This window comes from Akkermansia sp. N21169, from assembly GCF_029854675.1.
Taxonomy (GTDB): domain Bacteria; phylum Verrucomicrobiota; class Verrucomicrobiia; order Verrucomicrobiales; family Akkermansiaceae; genus Akkermansia.
Window position 1 is genome coordinate 122252 of the sequence record NZ_JARWNC010000034.1, and the last position, 18996, is coordinate 141247.

The 18996-nt window shown below is 53.6% G+C and carries 4 protein-coding genes (1 of these 4 running past the window's edge); all 4 read left to right on the forward strand.

Annotated elements, in window-relative coordinates:
- Positions 1-15783: the final stretch of a hypothetical protein gene (locus QET40_RS04935; RefSeq protein ID WP_280126058.1), read on the forward strand. The gene continues 16683 nt to the left of window position 1, outside the view; only the last 15783 of its 32466 coding nucleotides appear in the window; the start codon falls outside the window, past its left edge; it ends in the stop codon at positions 15781-15783.
- Between the two features lie 285 nt (positions 15784-16068).
- Positions 16069-17088, forward strand: coding sequence for an ABC transporter substrate-binding protein (locus tag QET40_RS04940; protein WP_280126059.1), 1020 nt, complete (start codon positions 16069-16071; stop codon positions 17086-17088).
- 14 nt (positions 17089-17102) lie between these two features.
- On the forward strand, positions 17103-17912 hold the full coding sequence (locus QET40_RS04945) for an ABC transporter ATP-binding protein (protein WP_280126060.1): 810 nt from the start codon (positions 17103-17105) through the stop codon (positions 17910-17912).
- A gap of 33 nt (positions 17913-17945) precedes the next feature.
- Positions 17946-18719 carry an ABC transporter permease gene (locus tag QET40_RS04950; protein WP_280126061.1) on the forward strand — a complete coding sequence of 258 codons (774 nt, stop codon included), beginning with the start codon at positions 17946-17948 and terminating at the stop codon, positions 18717-18719.
- Positions 18720-18996 lie beyond the last annotated feature (277 nt).

An 18996-nucleotide genomic window follows, 5' to 3' on the forward strand; every position in this document is an offset into this window, starting at 1 on the left:
TCCCTGTCGCACGGCAGTCTTTCCCTGATCTCTGGGAAAGATTCTCTTGGCAGGCTTGGAACAGTGGCGATGAGCGACGGCTCTTCCCTGACTCTTCAGGGTAAATCTGCGGATGCTACTTCCAGGTCCGATCTGGGCGGCTCGATTACGCTTGAAAGATCCGGAGGCAATACTCTGGCATTTTCGCATGTGAAGTTGGCGGGTAATGTCACGGTGGAAAACGCCGGTAAGGACAATCCCAATCAATTCACCATGGAAGATTCCGACATTGCCGGGAAGCTGACCATGAATGGAGGCATCTTCAACGTCACGGGAACGATGAATACGGCGACGGAAGCTTCCATCAGCGGCGATACGCAGATGACAGTGCTGGACGGCAGTATCTTCAAGTCCCTGACGACGACCGTCAATGCCGATGCCGTGCTGAACATTTACGGAACGATGGAGGGCAGCGTTCGTATCTCCGGAGGTTCAGTCCATATGGGGAATGATCGGGATGCCGGAACCCTGACGGGTGATCTGATGATCAGCGAAGGCATTTTCCATTATGTCCGGGGATCTGTGGGAGGCAGTCTGGTTCTTTCCGGCACTTCCGGGAATTCTCCGGCACAGATGAATGTCGAAGGTATCTGGAATGCCGACAATCATCTGGAAATGCTGGGGTACGGGCAAATCTCCATTGAGAAGGAAGGTGCCTTCAACCTGGCGGGCGATTTGTCCGGAAACGGCGTCCTGACGGTGACTGGCGAAGGAACTATGTCCTTGGGGGCCTCCGGTACGCATGAAACCGATATCAGGTACAGTGCCGGCATGTTGACTTTGACGTCGACAAATGCTCTCGGATCCAAGGGAACTCTGGCGTTCCAGAACACCGATGCATCAATGACGATTGGTCGTCAGAATGTATCCGGCACGATTGAGCAATCCAAGAATATGACGGGCGACATTCTGAATGTCGTGACACTGCAGAATTCCGCATGGCTCGGGACTGTCAGTCTGGGTACGTTCAATAAATCGGGAGACAAGTCGTTTACTTTGGCGGGCAACGGTTCTTCCATCGGTAATGTCCATGTATCGGGCGGTTCGCTCATCAGTAACGGCGCCAATATATTGACGAATCTGGATGCGGAAAATGGGAGTATTGTTGTCAATACGGGCGGTTCGGTCAATGGTACCGTGACGACTGCCATTGAGGGGGAAATCTTCCTGAATGGCGTGGTTTCCTCCATTGTCTCTCTGGTGAAGAGTATCGAGAATGCCGGGGCTCTGACTTTGTCCGGCAAGACGGCTTTGATCGTTTCCGGCTCTGGAGACGATCCTGCTTCCCTGGTGTCGACGGGGACGCTGACGGTCAAGGATAGTTCCCTAACTGTAGAAAACAGGGGGGGAAATGATGCTTCCCTGGCGGAAACATTCCTGGGCAATGCCACGATTACCCTGGAAGGCAATCTCAAGGTTCAAGGAACCGTGGCTTCAAGCGCCGGCAATACGACATCGTTGCTGCAGGCGGCGGATTTGACCATCTCGGGTGCGGGTGCTCTGAATCTGAAAGAAGGAGTGAATAATGTGTCCTTATCCGGGCAGTTTATTCAAGAAGCCGGAAAATCTCATGTCTACGGAAGCATTGTCACTTCCTCCGGAATGCGCATCGATCAGGGTGCAACCTTGAATTTGATGGCTATAGGCCCGGTTGAGTCCGACTTGGGAGATGTGTTTGTCAACGGAGTCTTGTCGATCGGAACCAATGGTTCTTCCATGCGGAAAGTATCCGCCGGCATAATGGAAATTTACAATTCCGGAGAGAGCGACGAGGGCGGAAGACTGGAACTTGCCAACATCAATCTCGAAATGGACGGAGGAGAAGGAACCCTTTCCCTGGTGAATGATGCGGCTGATATGCGTGAATTGGCGTATTTCAGCAGTTCTTCCATGCTTACCGGTTCACTGAGCGTGTTCGGAAGGAATCTGTTGCATATAGCCGACTCTTTTTCCGTGACCGGGGACATGATGGTATCCTATGGGGGATTGGATTTGACCGGAGGAGGAACATTGTCTGTGAAGGGCAATACCTTGTTGGGTGACGAAGCCTTCATTCTGGTGGATGAGCATACGACCTTTGCCACCGGCAGTCTTTATATGGACGCTGATACGGAGTTGACTGTTCATGGCAGACTGGGAGTTTCGGGAGATATGACGGTTGTTTCCTCGCAGGTTGTCTTGGAAACATCGGAGGCGGGGCATGATTTCGGTTCTGTCGGCAATACTCTTGTATTGGAAGGATCGGGCTTGAGTGCGACGGGATCATCCTCTGCCGACAAGGCTCTTCTTGCCGGCAAACTGACGATTTCCGGCGGTTCGACGCTGACTTTGACCAATATCCTTCATACGGGAGACATCACCATCACCGACGATGAGGGCAGTCGTTTCGATATGACGGATTCTTCCATTTTCGGCATGCTTGACGTGGCCGGCGGAACGATGACGTTGACGGGTACCAACTACGCCCGCGAAGCTTCTGTCAGCAACAATGCTTTTGTCTCCGTCAATGGCGGTGCTTCCCTCCAGGTGGATACGACGGTTGTGAAGCCGACGGGGCATCTGGATGTCCTGGGGACGCTCCATGGAGCTCTCCTGCTGGAAGGAGGTTCTGCAACGGTGTCCGCTGGCGGTACCATCACCAACTGGGTGAAGGTGAGCAGCGGCGAACTGCTCCTGGGTGGAACCAATGAGAATCCTCTGGCCAATGGATTGATCTTCAATGGCACGGAAGCCGATGGCTCCGCACATGTGATTGTTGACCGTAAGTGGGAGATGGGCAGCAGCCTGACGATGTCGGGCTTCGGCACCTTGTCGCTGAATAACGATATGGTGCTCAACGGCGCGTTGATAGGCGCTGGTCGCCTCGATATCGATGGTTCGGGAACGATGTCCTTCAACAATCAGGCGGAAAGCGTCTTCTCCGGCGACATCTATTACAGTGCCGGTGATTTGGTGCTGGGGCACAAGAATGCAGTCGGTACGTCCGGGCTTCTTTCCCTCTCCGGCGACAATGTCAACATGTCCGTGAAGGACGATCAGGGCAAAAACCTTGCCGGGACGAACGTGACGATGATGACGGATGGCTCTGTGACCTGGGGTGGACAGGTGATTCTTGATTCCCTGACGGTCAAGGGCGATGGATTGACTCTGGCGGCTCGCCAGTCCGACATCGGCAATTTGCAGCTCGTGGACACCACCTTTGTCAGCAAGGGCTCCAACTCGTTTGGCGGCGTGACTGTAGGCGCAAACTCGGATGCGACCTTCAATCTGGGCGACTCTCTGACGGGGCTACTGGATGTTGCCTCAACGGCTTCCGCGGCCTTCAATAATGTAGAAGGCACCTTGCAGCGGGTTTCCAATGCAGGGACCGTGACAATTGGTTCGAATTCCGGACTGGTTGTTTCCGGGAACTTTGATTCGACGGGGGATCTTGTCCTCTCCGGCAACAGTTTCCTGCAGGTCAATGGCGATATCAACCTGGCCCGGACGACATTGACCGATGGTCGATTGACGGCGAATGACAAGCTGACGATTTCTGACGAATTTCTGGTAGGTGCCGGCAACAAAACTTCGTCTATTACGGCGAACAGTCTTGAAATTGCCAATGACGGTTCTCTGATGATGCAAGAGGGCATCAATTCCATTGCTGTTTCCGGCAACTTCACGATGTCGGGTGGCAAGGCGGAGATTTTGGGATACATGACGGTTGGAGGTGACACCATACTCAATGCCGGAACATTGACGCTGAGTTCGACGGCTTCGACGCTTTCTTCTCTCGGTGCCATTCTGGCGCAGGGCGGAGATTTGAACCTCATTGGCAATGGTACCCACCGCATGGTCAACGCTCTGTCCGTGTCGGTTTCCAATGGCTCTCAAGTGGTGTTGGATAACACGGAATTGAAATTGTCCATGGGCGACGGCACGTTGACGCTGAATAATGGTTCGTTGAGTTTTGTCGACAACAGCGTCCTTGGAGGGCACCTTCTGGCTAATGGCGATGATATTGCCGTGACATTTGACGACAAGGCCACGATCCAGGGCAACCTGCAGGTAACCGGCGACAGCAAGTTGTCCATGACCGGGCAGGGTGCTCAATCGCTGGTAATGGTTGGCGCCAATCTCCAGGTTGATGCAGGCTCTGCCGCAAACATCAACAAGCTCAACCTGACCGTCAATGGTTCTGCGACTGTGGCCGGATCATTGACTCTGGCGGCAGAAGGCATGGAGGGCTTCAACTTCGGCAGGATCAACAAGCTTGAGGTTGTCGATGGCGGTTCCTTCTCGCTCATAGGGGCGGATGGCGTCCAGTCCTATTTCAAGTCCGATATTGCGCTGACCAGTCCGAATTCTACGGCTGCGGGTGACGGTTCCGATGTTATTCTTGGCAATGTGATTCTTGAAGGCAATATTTCCGTATCAGCCGATTACAATCACCTGACCTTGACGAACACCACAGTTCAGAAGAATGTGACGCTGGCTGGTACCAATAACGTATTCGACATGACGGGATCCAGCATCAACGGCATGCTCGACATCTCTGGCGGCACATTGAACCTCTCAGGAACGAACTACGCCAAGTCCGCCGCTATCAGTGGTAACGATACCGTGGTGAATGTCGGCGAGAAGGCTGTTCTTGAAGTCGACACGACGGTTGTCAAACCGAAGGGGCACCTCAATGTGGCAGGTATTCTCAATGGTGCCCTGTTGCTGGATGGAGGCAGCGCAACGCTGACGGGTACGGATGCCCTGATTTCGAAGGATGTGACAGTTACCAGCGGTTCTCTTGAACTGACTGGGACGAAGCTCAATTCCCCGATCGGAGGCAATTTGTACCTCAACGGCTCTTCCGTATCTTCTGCGAAGGTTACGCTGAACAGTGCCTGGGTGTTTGATCACAATATCGTCATGGATGGCAATGGATCCTTGATCCTGAATGATTCCCTGGTGCTCAACGGCATCTTGACCGGCAGTGGCCAGTTGAATGTCTCCGGCACCGGCGGCCTGAGCTTGATGACGGCAGCATCTGATTCGGCGGATCAATACCAGGGCGATATCTATTACAGCAGTACGGGTGATCTGACTCTGGGTGCCTCCAATGTCATTGGTTCCACCGGACTTCTTTCCTTGTCAGCCAAGGATCTCAACATGTTTGTGACGGGAGACCAGGGCAAAAACCTGATCGGCAGAAACGTCCATATGACGACGGCCGATTCCCTGACATGGAGCGGACAGGTGTCCCTGGACAAACTGGAGCTTTCCGGCGAAGGGTTGACGCTTGGCGCCCGTTCATCGAATATTGGCACGCTGATTGCCAACGAAGGGGACTTCTTGAGTCTGGGGTCCAACACCTTCGGCAATGTGACGCTCACGGGGACGAGTTCGGCGAACTTCACCCAGGGGGATCGCATCACGGGAGTGCTTGATATTGACAGCGAAGCTTCCGCGGTCTTTAACTATGTGGAAAGCTCTTTGCAAACGATCACGAACGCAGGTTCGCTGACGATTGGACCGAACTCGCTGATTACCGTTTCCACGTCCTTTACATCGACGGGAGACTTGCTTCTGAAGGATACCAGTACACTGACGGTCAATGGTCAACTTGCCATGTCCCGTGCGACGTTGCATAACAGCCGACTGCAGGCGAATGGCAAACTGACGATTTTCGGAGATGTGAAGGTTGCCGACGATAATGAAAACTCCTCCATCGCGGCGGATTCACTTGAAATCACGACTGGAGGTTCCTTGGCGATGAATACCGGGCTGAACACCGTCAATGTGGCGGGCAACCTCCTGATGTCCGACGGCACGGCCGATATTTCCGGCGTGTTGACGGTCGGCGGCAATACCTTGCTGACATCGGGCTCACTGAATCTGACCTCGACATCATCGACAATTTCCTCTCTGGGTTCCATCGTGGCCCAGGGTGGCAGGTTGAACCTGATCGGCAGTGAAACGCACCGCATCGTCAACGCTTTGTCGGCGACGATTGGGAATGGCTCCACGATTGCTCTGGATAACACGGAACTTCTCCTTTCCTCCGGGAATGGTACGTTGACCTTGAACAACGGCACCTTGAGTTTTGCGAACGACAGCGTCCTCGGTGGCAACCTGCTGGCTCAAGGAGAAGACATGTTCGTGACGTTCACCGACACGGCGACGATCCGGGGCAATGTAAGAATTGCCGGCAATAGCACGCTGGAATTGTCCGGTACGGGCACCGGGTCCATGATGACCCTCGGCAGCAATATGATGGTCGAACAAGGCTCCGCCTCCATCGTGAACAATCTTGCTTTGAATGTTAACGGCACCGTGACCGTGAATGGCAGTATGGAGTTGAAGACCGATGTTGCGGGTGGATTCGACTTTGGTCGTATCAACCAGATCGATGTGGCGAATGGTGGCTCCTTCTCCTTTGATGGCGCGGACGGTACGCAATCCCGACTGAAGGCGGATATTGCGCTGTCCAGCCCGGATTCTGTCTCGCAGGATGATGGTTCCATTCTGAGCCTCAAGAATATGACGCTCGACGGAAGCATCTCTGTTTCTGCCGACTACAACCGCCTGACTCTGATCAATTCAGAAGTCAGTAAGAACGTGACGCTTGCCGGTACGACAAACGTATTCGACATGACCGATTCTCGCGTCATGGGATTGCTCGACATTGCCGGCGGCACCTTGAACCTCGATGGCACAAACTATGCCAAGTCCGCTTCCATCAGTGGCGACAGCACTACGGTCAATATCGGCACCAATGCCACGCTTGCAGTGGATACGCTGGTTGTCAAACCCAAGGGTCACTTGGGAGTGGCAGGCATCCTGGATGGTGCCCTGTTGCTGGATGGCGGCAGTGCGACCCTGACAGGCGCGAATGCGCAGGTCTCGAAGGATGTGACGATTACGAGCGGCATTCTTACTCTGGACGCAAGCGTAGGAGATACACCTCTCGGTGGCGACCTGCACTTCAACGGTGCCCAGGTATCTTCCGCGAAGGCTTCCATCAATAACGCATGGGTCTTCGGTGGCGATGTCGTCATGGATGGCAACGGCACGTTGACTCTGGGCAATGCGATGACCATGAATGGCATCCTGACGGGCAAGGGACAGTTGAATGTCACTGGCACAGGGGCATTGACTCTGAACAAGGCGGCTGATTCCTCCGTGGATCAGTTCTCGGGAGACATGATCTATGGCAGCACGGGAGATTTAACTTTAGGTGCCTCCAATGTCCTCGGTACGAGTGGGCTTCTGACTCTGTCGGCTTCCGGCGTCAACATGTTTGTGACGGGCAACCAGAGTAAGAGTATGAGCGGCCATGACGTTGCCATGACAGTTCGCGATGGTGGCATCAGCTGGAACGGACAGATGACGCTGGATTCCCTGACGGTCTCCGGCGATGGGTTGACTCTGGCTGCGCGCCAGTCGAACATCGGTTCGCTGGTTCTGAACGATGGCAACTTCGACAGCAAGGGGTCCAATACCTTTGGCAATGTCACGGTGAACGCGGACAATGCGTCCTTCTACCATGGGGATTCCATCTCGGGCATCCTCACCATTGCCCAGCTTGCTACGACGGTATTCGACCAGGTAGAAAGCACCTTGCAACAGATTCAGAATGAAGGGAAGCTGACGATAGGAGGCAACTCCGCAATCATCGTCACGAAGAGTTTTGACTCGACGGGAGATCTGCTTCTGACAGGTAATAGCGCGCTGACGGTCAACGGCAAGGTCAGTCTTACGCAAACGACGCTGGAAAACAGTAGTTTGACGGCAAATGGCCTCATGACGGTTTCTGGCAAGGTTCAAGTCTCGGCTGACAACACGGCTTCGTCCATCGTAGCCTCCAGCCTCGACATTGCACCCAGCGGTTCGTTGATGTTGGACACCGGCATTAACTCCGTGAAGGTGGCGGGCAATTTCCTGATGTCGGGCGGTACCGCCAGCATCACGGGATTGCTTACCGTGGGCAGCGATACGGTGTTGAACGGCGGAACGCTGACGCTGACCGCAGCTTCTTCGACGATTTCTTCCCTCGGTACTGTGATGGCCCAGGGCGGAGATTTGAATCTCGTGGGTGTTGCCGGAACGCAGCGCCTGATGAATGCCTTGTCCGTTGATATCTCCAAGGGCTCCCATGTGACCCTTGACAATGCGGAACTGAAACTCTCGCAGGGTGACGGTACGCTCAACCTGAAGAATGGCCGCCTCAGCTTCACGAACAACAGCATCCTCGGCGGCAATCTTCTGGCCAATGGACAGGATATTGCGTTGGACTTCACCGATACGGCCGCAATTCAAGGCAATGTGAAAATTGCGGGCGATAGCACCCTGAGCCTGACGGGACAGGGAGTTGGTTCTCTCGTGACGATTCAGGGCAGCGTTGTTGTCGAACAGGGTTCCTCATCTCTCATTGACAAACTCTCGCTGGATGTCGGCGGCACAACGACTGTTTCCGGAACCATGAATCTGGGTGCGGCTGGCCTGGCTGGCTTCGACTTCGGACGCATGAACCATGTCGATGTGATTGATGGCGGTTCCTTCAAGCTCGTTGGCGCGGACGGCACGGCCTCCCGCCTGAAAGCGGACTTTGCACTGAGCAGCCCGAATTCAACGGCATTGAACAATGGCTCTACGCTGGAACTCGGCAACATGATCCTCGATGGCAGCATTTCCGTTTCGGCTGATTACAACCACCTGATCCTGACGGATACCACGGTTCAGAAGAATGTGACGCTTGCCGGTACCACAAATGTGTTCGACATGACGGATTCCAGCATCAACGGTCTGCTCGATATCTCAGGCGGTACCCTGAATCTCAACGGGAGGAACTATGCCAAGTCCGCCGCTATCAGCGGCAATGATACCGAGGTGAACATCGGCAAGGACGCCGTCCTTGAAGTCGATACGACCGTCGTCAAACCGAAGGGTCAGCTAAACGTGGAAGGACTCCTCGATGGCGCCCTTCTGCTGGATGGCGGCAGCGCGACGCTGACGGGCATGAATGCCCTGGTCTCGAAGGATGTGACAATCACGAGCGGCTTGTTGACTTTGACGGATACGAAGACCAATTCCCCGATTGGTGGCGATCTGCACTTCAACGGCACCTCGGTTTCCGCCGCAAAGGCGGTGGTGAACAGCATATGGGCATTCGACAACGATGTTGTGATGGATGGCAACGGTTCTCTGATGCTGAACGAATCGATGACCTTGAATGGCATCCTGACGGGCAAGGGACAGTTGAATATCTCCGGTTCCGGCAGCCTGACTCTGGCGACGGCGGCAGCATTGAAGGATCAGTTCACAGGTAATATCGACTATAGCGCCGGTGATTTGATACTGGGAGCATCCGATGTCCTCGGTACCATTGGTTTACTGAATCTTGCCTCCTCGTCCACCGTCAACATGTTTGTCACGGGCACTCACAGCAAGGAATTGCTCGGCAACAGTGTCGCGATGACGACAAATGACAATGTTGACTGGAAGGGACACATCAACCTGACATCGCTCACGGTGGAGGGCTCCCGCCTTAGCATCGACAACAGGAATTCCTCCATCGATTCACTAACCGTCAACTCCGGAGGATTTGCCAGCGCAGGCGGCAATACCTTCGGCGAGGTGACTGCCAAGGCCAATGCCATCTTTAACGCAGGCGACAAGCTGACCAGTTCCCTGGCTGTTTTTGGCACCGCGACGCAAGTTGACCTGAACAACGTAACGGCTTCCCTGAAGTCCGTGACCAATGAAGGCACTCTCAATCTGAAGGATTACTCGGCAGTCAATGTTTCCGGAACGATGAATTCCACGGGAACCTTGAATGTGATCGACAGCTCGCTGAATGTAGCAGGAGGCAACCTTACTCTCGTCCAGGCGAATCTGATCAATGGCGATATCACCGTGGCCCAGGAATTGGTCCTGACCGGCACCGTTCAGGTGAGCGATCTGCCCGGCAATGCGAATGTCGCATCTTCCGTCAGCGTAGGTTCGCTCCAGGTTGAGGGAGGTCATCTCATTCTCGACAAGGGAATTAATGCCCTGAACGCGACTGATACCTTTACACTCAGTCAGGGAACGGTAACGGTGCGCGGCAGTATGGGCATCGGCACTTCGACGACGGTTTCCGGCGGTACTCTGTCCCTGATCATTGCCGGCAATACGGTTTCCAGCCTCGGCAAGGCGGTTGTCAATGGCGGTACGGTGAACCTGACGGGCAGTGACCTCGACCATAGGGCGGTGTCAGCCGGTTCCCTGACGATGAACAACAGTGCCGAAGTGAATTTGGACAATGTCTTCCTGTCTCTCGATTCCGGCAACGGTGTTCTGTCACTCAACGGCGGTACGTTGAACTTCAGGAACGGAAGTGTCCTGCATGGCAATATGGCGGTGAACGGCTCCAATTCCCTGAGTTTTGAAGACACTGCTCAAATTACGGGCAATGTCGATGTGGTTGGAACCAAGGGAGCGCCGACCGAGCTTGTCGTTACAGGTGGTATCGGTTCTTCTCTGAAAATCGGCGGAGATGTGAAGATATCCAGTGATTCCGACATGATTGTTGACGATCTTCTTCTGGATATCCAGGGCAGGACGACGGTTAGCGGTCATCTGACGGTGCAGGTCAACGACCTTGCCAGAGGAACTGTTGGCGTGGCTTCGGATTCCTTCATTAACATCGGCACGGTGGAAATCCGCGACAATGGACATGTTGATCTGCTGGGATCCCATTTGGGTTCCCTCACGCTTGAAGATGGATCGACCTTTACCGGTTCCGGCTTCAAGGGCAGCATCACGATGGTCAACCAGGGAGTAGGAGTGTCCAACTCTTTGAACATGGATCATGTTTACCTGCTGGGTGACGTGACGATGGCCAAGGGCGGAGATGACAACAGCTTCCTTATGACGGATTCCCACATTGAGGGGGATCTGATTATGGAAGCGGGTGATTTGACGCTGACGGGCACCAACTTTGCCAAGAATGCCTACATTTCCAGCAAGGCCGATCTCATTGGAGACACGGGTTCATTCGAAGTGAAGAACACGATTGTGAAGGAGGATGGTCATTTGACTATTGGCGGAGATTCCGGTACGTCGACGCTTAATGGCATCCTCTGGCTGGCGGATGGTGGACAGGCAACGTTGAACCTCGGCGGTGTCATCAAGAAGGATGTGACGATCGAAAACGGTTCTCTCCACTATTTCGGCGGCAAGGTTGAAGGCAACTTGAATATGAACGGAGACACGCGCGGTGTTGCGCGCATTGATCTCGGTACACATTGGAACAACGGTGATGAACTAAGTGTCCATAGCATCAATATGAAGTCCTATGGAGCGATTGATCTTGCCGGCATGAATATGCGCGTTAATGGCGGGCAGGAAGCTGGAGATCCCATCCTGAAGGGAATTGGCCTGGCTGGTAGCGGCATTCTCGAAGTCTCGGGTGGCGGGACTTTGTCGCTGGATGCCTCCGGAACGCATACGGGAGATATCGACGTGAGTTCGTCCAGCTTGGTGTTGAACGCCGTCAATGCTCTTGGGACCCGTGGAACCTTGAATGCCAAAAACGTGATGATGACTGTCAACGAAGACCAGGACAAAAATATTGCCGGTTCGGATTTGACCATGGTGACATCCGGGACGAAGACCGTGAACTGGAACGGTGCGATTACTCTGGATCATCTTCTCGTGGATGGTGATTTAAACCTGGCTTCGTCCGGTTCCGTGATTGATTTCCTGGAATTGTCTTCCGGGGCATTTGCGAGTACCGGCAAGGGTGTTAATACCTTTGGCGATATCCTGGCACATGCCGGTTCTTCGGCTGTCTTCAACAAGACGGACCAGGTGGGAGGCAAAGTGCAGACGGAAGCCGTAACCGGGGATAGCAGTTCTCTCATCGTCTTTGACGGAACGCATACGAATGTGGCCAGTATTGACAACGCCGGAGAACTGGTGCTGAAGAACAATGCTGATATCTCCGTAACCGGCAATGTGGACGATACTGGCAGAATCGTTATGAATAACAGTAATCTTGCCGCTTCCGGTAATATGACTGTAACCGAGGTGACGACGGAAGGCGCCGGAAGCTCGAATATTGCCGCGGACAACCTGACTGTCAGTGGAAGCCTGACCATGGAATCCGGAACCAACCACGTTGATGTGAAGACCGAGATGAATGTTGACGGGGATGCAACCGTTAATGGCTCCATGACGGTCGGCGGCCAGTTGAATGTGAATCAGGGTGGTTCCCTGGATTTGTCTCTGAGTGATTCCACCAGCAATCTGGGTGATGTGTCCGTCAGCGGGGATTTGGCTATCTCCGGAGGAGAAACTCAGAAGAAGACAGTGAATGCCGACTCGATGACCGTCAACGGAGGAGGTTCTGCGGAACTCAACAATGTCAATTTGAACCTGACAGGCAATGGGAGCCTCGTGTTGGAAGGACTTTCCGACGATGAAATCGCATCGCTGGAGATGAATAGCAGCACGGTGATCGGAAATGTCATAACCAAGGGAGATTACACGGATCTGACGATGAGCAACTCCAGCATCATCGGCAATCTGGAAGTCAACGGAGGCTGGTTTACCATCGATGGCAGGAACCAGGTCAGCGGCAATGCCACGATCCAGGAAAATGCACATGTCGTCGTCAAGAAGGATTCCTCCCTGGAATCCGGCGTGATTTCACTGGCTCCGGATGGAGATCTGACTGTCAATGAAGGAGGCAGCCTCGGCAATAGTTCCATTTCCTTTGGTGGAGAAGATTCAGATGAATTCGGCGGTAACCGGACGGTTTCCTTCGAAGGAGACAACCAGAAACTCTCCGGCAATGTCATCGTCAACGCTGACGGTACTATCCAGGCGGGGACGGTTGACTCGGACGATGGCTCGGTAACGGAAGGTACGCTGACAATTAGCGGCGCTCTCGTCGGTACGGATCATACCCTCCATCTGGTGACGAATGGAGACAATAGCTCGATCAAGATCAACAGTAGCAATGACGGCTTCAGTTCCGATGTGGACTTGAGTGGACACCTCATCCTTTCTGCGAATAATGCTCTGGGCAAGGGCGGGGTGTTGATTGTTGGAGAAGACTCCACGGTGACGACAGATAATGGCCGTAACGGTTTCGGCTCCCTGGAGATCGGCAAGAATATTTCCGGTACTGTCCTGAACCTGGAAACGCTCAATAATACGACGCTTAGCGGTGATTTGGAAAACCTCGGATCTTTGAACAAGACAGGCTCCAAGGAACTCCTTCTCAATGGCGGCGGTACGATTATCGGTTCCTTCAATGTAATGGACGGTTCCGCCGTGGTCGACGGAGCGCATACCGTGTATGAAGTCGGTAATATCAATGTGGCTTCCGATACTTCGATGAAGTTCATCGGCGAAAGCACCGTCAAGGGTAACAGTGAAGATTCCCTGCTGACCAGTAGCGGTACCGTCTTCATTAAGAATGCAACTGTTGAACTGGATGTTCTGGTAAACGACGGTTCTCTGACGCTGGATGACAATGCTGAAGTCCTGGGCGACATGATTCTGAATAACGGCGAGTTGAACCTCTCCGGGACGGGATTGAAACTCGACGAAGGCGGCAGGATCATTCTGCAGTCCTCCGATACGATCGAAGAAGCCTCCCGTACAATGAACGTGAAACAGGATTTGACGCTGGGCGGTGCTTTAGTTGTCAATGCGGACGGGGTGTTGAATGTGTCCACGAACAGGAACCTGTATCTTGCCGGATCCCTTGAGGGCAATGCCGAACTGGCTTTGCAAGGCCGGGGCAAGGTTACGATTCAGAATAGCTCTGATCAATTCTCAGGCACTCTGTCCGTTGGCGACTATTCCACGCTTGCCGGTGAAACTTCCGGTGCGTTCGGCAATGCATCGTCGACCTTGAAGATTAGTGGGGAGAGGGCCGTCGTCACGACCGGCAAGGACGGTGCCGTCGACAGCGTTTCCTTTGAAGGTAAACTCGATTCCAATGGCAAGAACTTCGAAATGAAGACCTGGAACGATACGTATTGGAACGGGGTTCTTGCCGGTACCGGTACGATGAACAAGACGGGCGATGGCAGACTGGTGCTCGACAAGCGCACGAGTGACGACATCACCGATACGATGGATATCAATGTGAAGACCGGGGAATTGATTCTCGACCGCATGGTATCCGGCGACATTACGCTGAGTGGTGGCACTACCCTGTCCGGTCATTCCGGTACGACGGGTGCGGTGATTGCCAATGCCTATTCCTCGAAGGATGCCGTGATCGAAGTCGGTTCCGTCAACAACAAGGGCGAAATCACTACCTTGAACATGGGGTCTCTGACGATGGGGTCCTCCAGCCGTTACGTCGTGGACATCGACATCCTCGGTTCCAAATCCGACATGATTTCCGTGTCCGGGACGGCAACCTTGAATAATGCCACCGTAGAACTCCGCCAGGACTTCTACACGCTGGAACAGGAAAAGGTTGTCGCTGATAAGAGCCGGTGGACGATCCTGGAATCCGGCGACCTTGTCGGTTCCTTTAGCGGAAAGGTGGATCATGACCTCTATTACTACAATGTGGAGGTTGAACAGGTTGACAACCATGTCGATTTGGTGCTCCACCTCAACTACAAGGGGCAGAACATCTACAATATCAACAATGAAATTGTCAACAACGTCACCAATATTACCAATGTCCTGGAACATATCGAAGCCCTGAACCCTGATGGAGAAATGGGCAAGGTCATTGAAAATCTCAAGGATGTGAACGGCGAAGACAACATCAAGAACGCCTTGGAATCCATCGGCGGCCTCTGCCTGACTCCGCTGATGCAGACACAAATCGACAGGAATAACAACCACATGCGTATTATGCGCTCTGCAGTAGATAATACCTCCTGGAAGATGGCCACCAAGAATCCCAACATCCAGGTCTGGGCCCAGGCAACTGGTGACCATTCCGAATTGCATGGAGACGGCAATGGCTCCGGCTATAAGAGGGATGCCTGGGGAGGAACCGTTGGTGTGGAACGCGCTTTCCAGATGTACAAACTCCAGGCGGGCATGGCGTTCTCCTACGATTCGGAAGACTGGACGGCTATGGGCAACAAGAACCGTAACAATACCAGCTACCTCGACTTCTACGTCAGAAAAGATACGAAGCAATGGCACCACTACGGTTTGGTCGGCTTGAGCCAGACGGATATCGGCGCCGATCGTACGGTGGCCTTCGGCAATTACTACAATAAGGCTTTGGGCGACACGTCGGCATTTGCAACGTATGCCAGTTACGAAGCGGCCTACGATGCCCGCGTCCGGCAGGATTCCGTGTTCCAGCTGATCGGCCAGGTTCAGATCGGCTACCATACGATCGACGGCTACACGGAACATGGACCGATTGGCAATGCCGGGTTGAATATTGAAGGACAAAATGCCCTCTCCGTAGAACTGGGTGTTGGCGGTCGCTACTACGAGAGCTTCAGTTCGATCTTCGACGACGCTCCTGCTGCCCGGGTCGGTTTCAAGGCCTTGTTTACCTATGATGCTGCCGACCAGGGTGCGCCTACCCATGCCTCCTTTATCGCGGATCCGAGTACGAGCTACTTTATGAAGCCTGCCCGCGAATCCCGCTACGGCGGTTTGTTTGGCATCGACCTGACGATGCCGTACGACCAGAACGTGTCCTTCTACATGGGCGGCACATTCGAGGTGAAGAGCAGTGCCAATAATATAACAGGTAATATCGGCGTGGTTTACACGTTCTAACCTCAGGAAAGGGGGGAGGACTGGGGTCCTCCTCCTTCATCCCTGGAGGGAAATTCCGGACCGCAGTTTTCGCAAAGGAAACTGCGGTTTTATTTCGTTGAATCCCCTGTCTCCTGATGATGCCGTTGTGTGACAATTTGCCTAAGGCGGGAATAATGCGTGCATTCTTTGTCTGGTTAGTATGTTATTATAGAGATGCGGAAGGTGCTTTTACCTTTCCGGGAACCAGAAAAGGAAATCACATTCGTCATGACCAGAGTAATTACATCAACGATATTGAGGACAATGGCCGCCGCATGCTTGGTGGGAACTCTCGTTTCTTGCGGGGACGATGGCAAACAGGATGATCATGTTATTCGCGTGGGGCATTTCCCCAACATAACTCATGTGCAGTCCCTGGTGGCGCGCAATATGGAGCGCCACGGCAAGGGATGGTTTGAGGAACGCGTACCGGGCTACAAATTCGAATGGTTCACCTACAATGCCGGTCCCAGTGCCATGGAAGCTATTTTTGCCCGCTCGATTGACATGACTTACGTCGGGCCAAGTCCCGCGATTAATGCTTACGCCAAGTCGAAGGGCAGGGAGGTTCGCATCGTTTCAGGTGCCGTCAACGGCGCTTCCTCTTTGGTGGCCCGCAAGGACAGCGGCATTCATGGGGCCGCAGACATGCTGGGGAAGACGATCGCGACTCCACAGCTTGGCAACACCCAGGATGTGGCCTGTAGGGCATGGCTGGCGGGGCAGGGGTACAAGGTGATTTTGCGCGGAGCCCTGGCTCCCGATTCCTTGAAAAAGGAAAAGGATTTTACAACTCCGTCCAATGGAGTGGACGTGAACATTATTCCGACGGCCAATCCCGATCAGCTCGCCTTGTTCCAATCCGGTCAGCTTGATGCTGTCTGGACGGTGGAACCGTGGATTACCCGGTTGGAACGTGAAGCCGGAGCCGTTCCCGTTCTCGAGGAGAAAGATGCTGTTACAACCGTATTGGTCGCCCGTACCGAATGGATGAAGAAACACCCGGAGTTGCTCCGCAAGGTTGTTCGCGCTCATGAGGAATTGACGGACTGGATTATCCAGCACCCGGAAGAGGCTCAAAAGATGGTCGTTGAAGAACTTTCGGCTCTGACAAAAACGCAGGTTTCACCCGAACTGATTCAGAGAGCATGGAAACGCCTGGTGCTGACCAACGAAATTTCAGTCCCGGGACTGGAAAAATTCATTCATGATGCACAGGTGGCCGATTTGCTGGACGAAGTTCCCCCCGTACAGGGTATGGTCGCCTCTCCTCTTGCTCAATAACAAGGAACCTGGTTATGGACATTGCGTTACATCCGGAAGTCGTACCGGTGGAACCTGCCAAGTTGTTGATCGAACACGTCAGCAAGAGATTTTCCTCAGACCGTGGAGTTGTCCATGCCTTGGACGACGTATCCTTGAAAGTCGGGGAAGGGGATTTCGTTTGCCTGGTCGGTCCCAGCGGCTGCGGCAAGTCAACCTTATTGAATATCATTGCCGGTCTGGAATTCCCGGATTCCGGGACGGCACGCATGGATGGTCATGTCATTGAAAGTCCGGCCCGGGAACGCATGATGATGTTTCAGGAATCGGCGCTTTTTCCGTGGCTGGATGTTTTGGACAACGTTATGTTTGCCCTGAAACTCAAGCCCAATCTGAATAACAAGGAACGCCTTGAGGTCGCGAAGTACTACCTCCATCTCGTGAAACTGGACAAATTCATGCATGCCAATATCCATGAATTGTCCGGTGGCATGAAGCAGCGTGTCGCCCTGGCCCGTGCCTTGGCGCCCAATCCGCGAGTCCTGTTGATGGACGAACCTTTCGCTGCTCTTGATGCGATGACTCGCGAACAGCTTTACGGAGATATTCAGACCATTTGGGAAAAGCGCCGCAAGACGATCATTTTCGTGACCCATAACGTGCGGGAAGCCGTTTGCCTCGGCAACAGAGTGGTATTGTTTTCTCCCCATCCCGGACGCATTTGCGAGGAATTCTCAATCGAACTTCCGCGCCCGCGAGACATTAACAGCATGGAACTGGCCGGATATTCATTGACGATTACCCGGTCTCTTAAAGGTTATACTTCCGGCGAGGTGGCCGATTGACCCGCTCGGGAAAAAACTTGATGATTTTTAAGAATGAAACACCATATTATCACGATTCTTTTCTTCCTGTGCCTGATTGCTTTGTGGCAGGTACTGGCTTCGAGCGGCATTTGGTCGGATGTTTTGTTCCCATCCCCTGTGTCTGTCGGAAAGTATTTGTACAACTCGCTGCTGGACGGGACACTCGGAGGAGCGATCCTGATTACCATGAAGCGTTTGGTCATCGGGTATGCCATCGGACTGGTGATCGGCATTCCCCTGGGGATGCTGGCTTCCAGGTTTTGGTTTGTAAATGATACGGTAGGAGTCCTGGCTCTCGGGCTTCAGGCTCTCCCAAGCGTTTGCTGGGTACCGCTGGCCTGTTTGTGGTTCGGACAGACGGAGTCGGCGATGCTTTTCGTTGTGATCATGGGTACGCTTTGGTCGGTAATCCTTTCCACGGACAACGGGTTGCGTAACGTTCCCCCTATTTATTCCCGTGCGGCCAGAACGATGGGATCCGGTCCGTTTCATACGTTGTTGTATGTAACTCTTCCGGCCGCAGCCCCCTTTGTCGTCAGCGGCATGAAACAGGGCTGGGCTTTTGCCTGGCGTTCCCTGATGGCAGCTGAAATTTACGTGGCGATCCTGACCGGATTCGGCCTTGGGCAACTCCTGCACTATGGTCGCGAACTGATGAGCATGGACCAGGTGATCGCCATTATGCTGACAATTGTTGTTATTGGATTGCTTGCGGATAAAATCCTGTTTTCTCCCATCGAACGTTTCCTTCACAAACGCTGGGGTACTGGCCGTATTTCTTCCTGAATCCTCCGGAGTGGCAAGAGGGCGAGGAGGGATAGGGAGGAGAACTATCGATTGGTTCCGCTTCCCGGGGGGGAAAAAATAATGTCCCTTTTCTGTTTGATCTATGCATGACAAGGGCGGCTCCTCCTTGCGTGTGGAAGAACCGCCCTTGCTGTGTTTCTCTTTTATTGCGTCTTCTGTTCCTATCAGAAGTTGTACCGGTAGCCTATGCTCCCGTTGGCCGAGGTCATCCGGCTCCGCAGGTCCGCGTTGGCTTCCACAAAGATCGTGCCCTGGT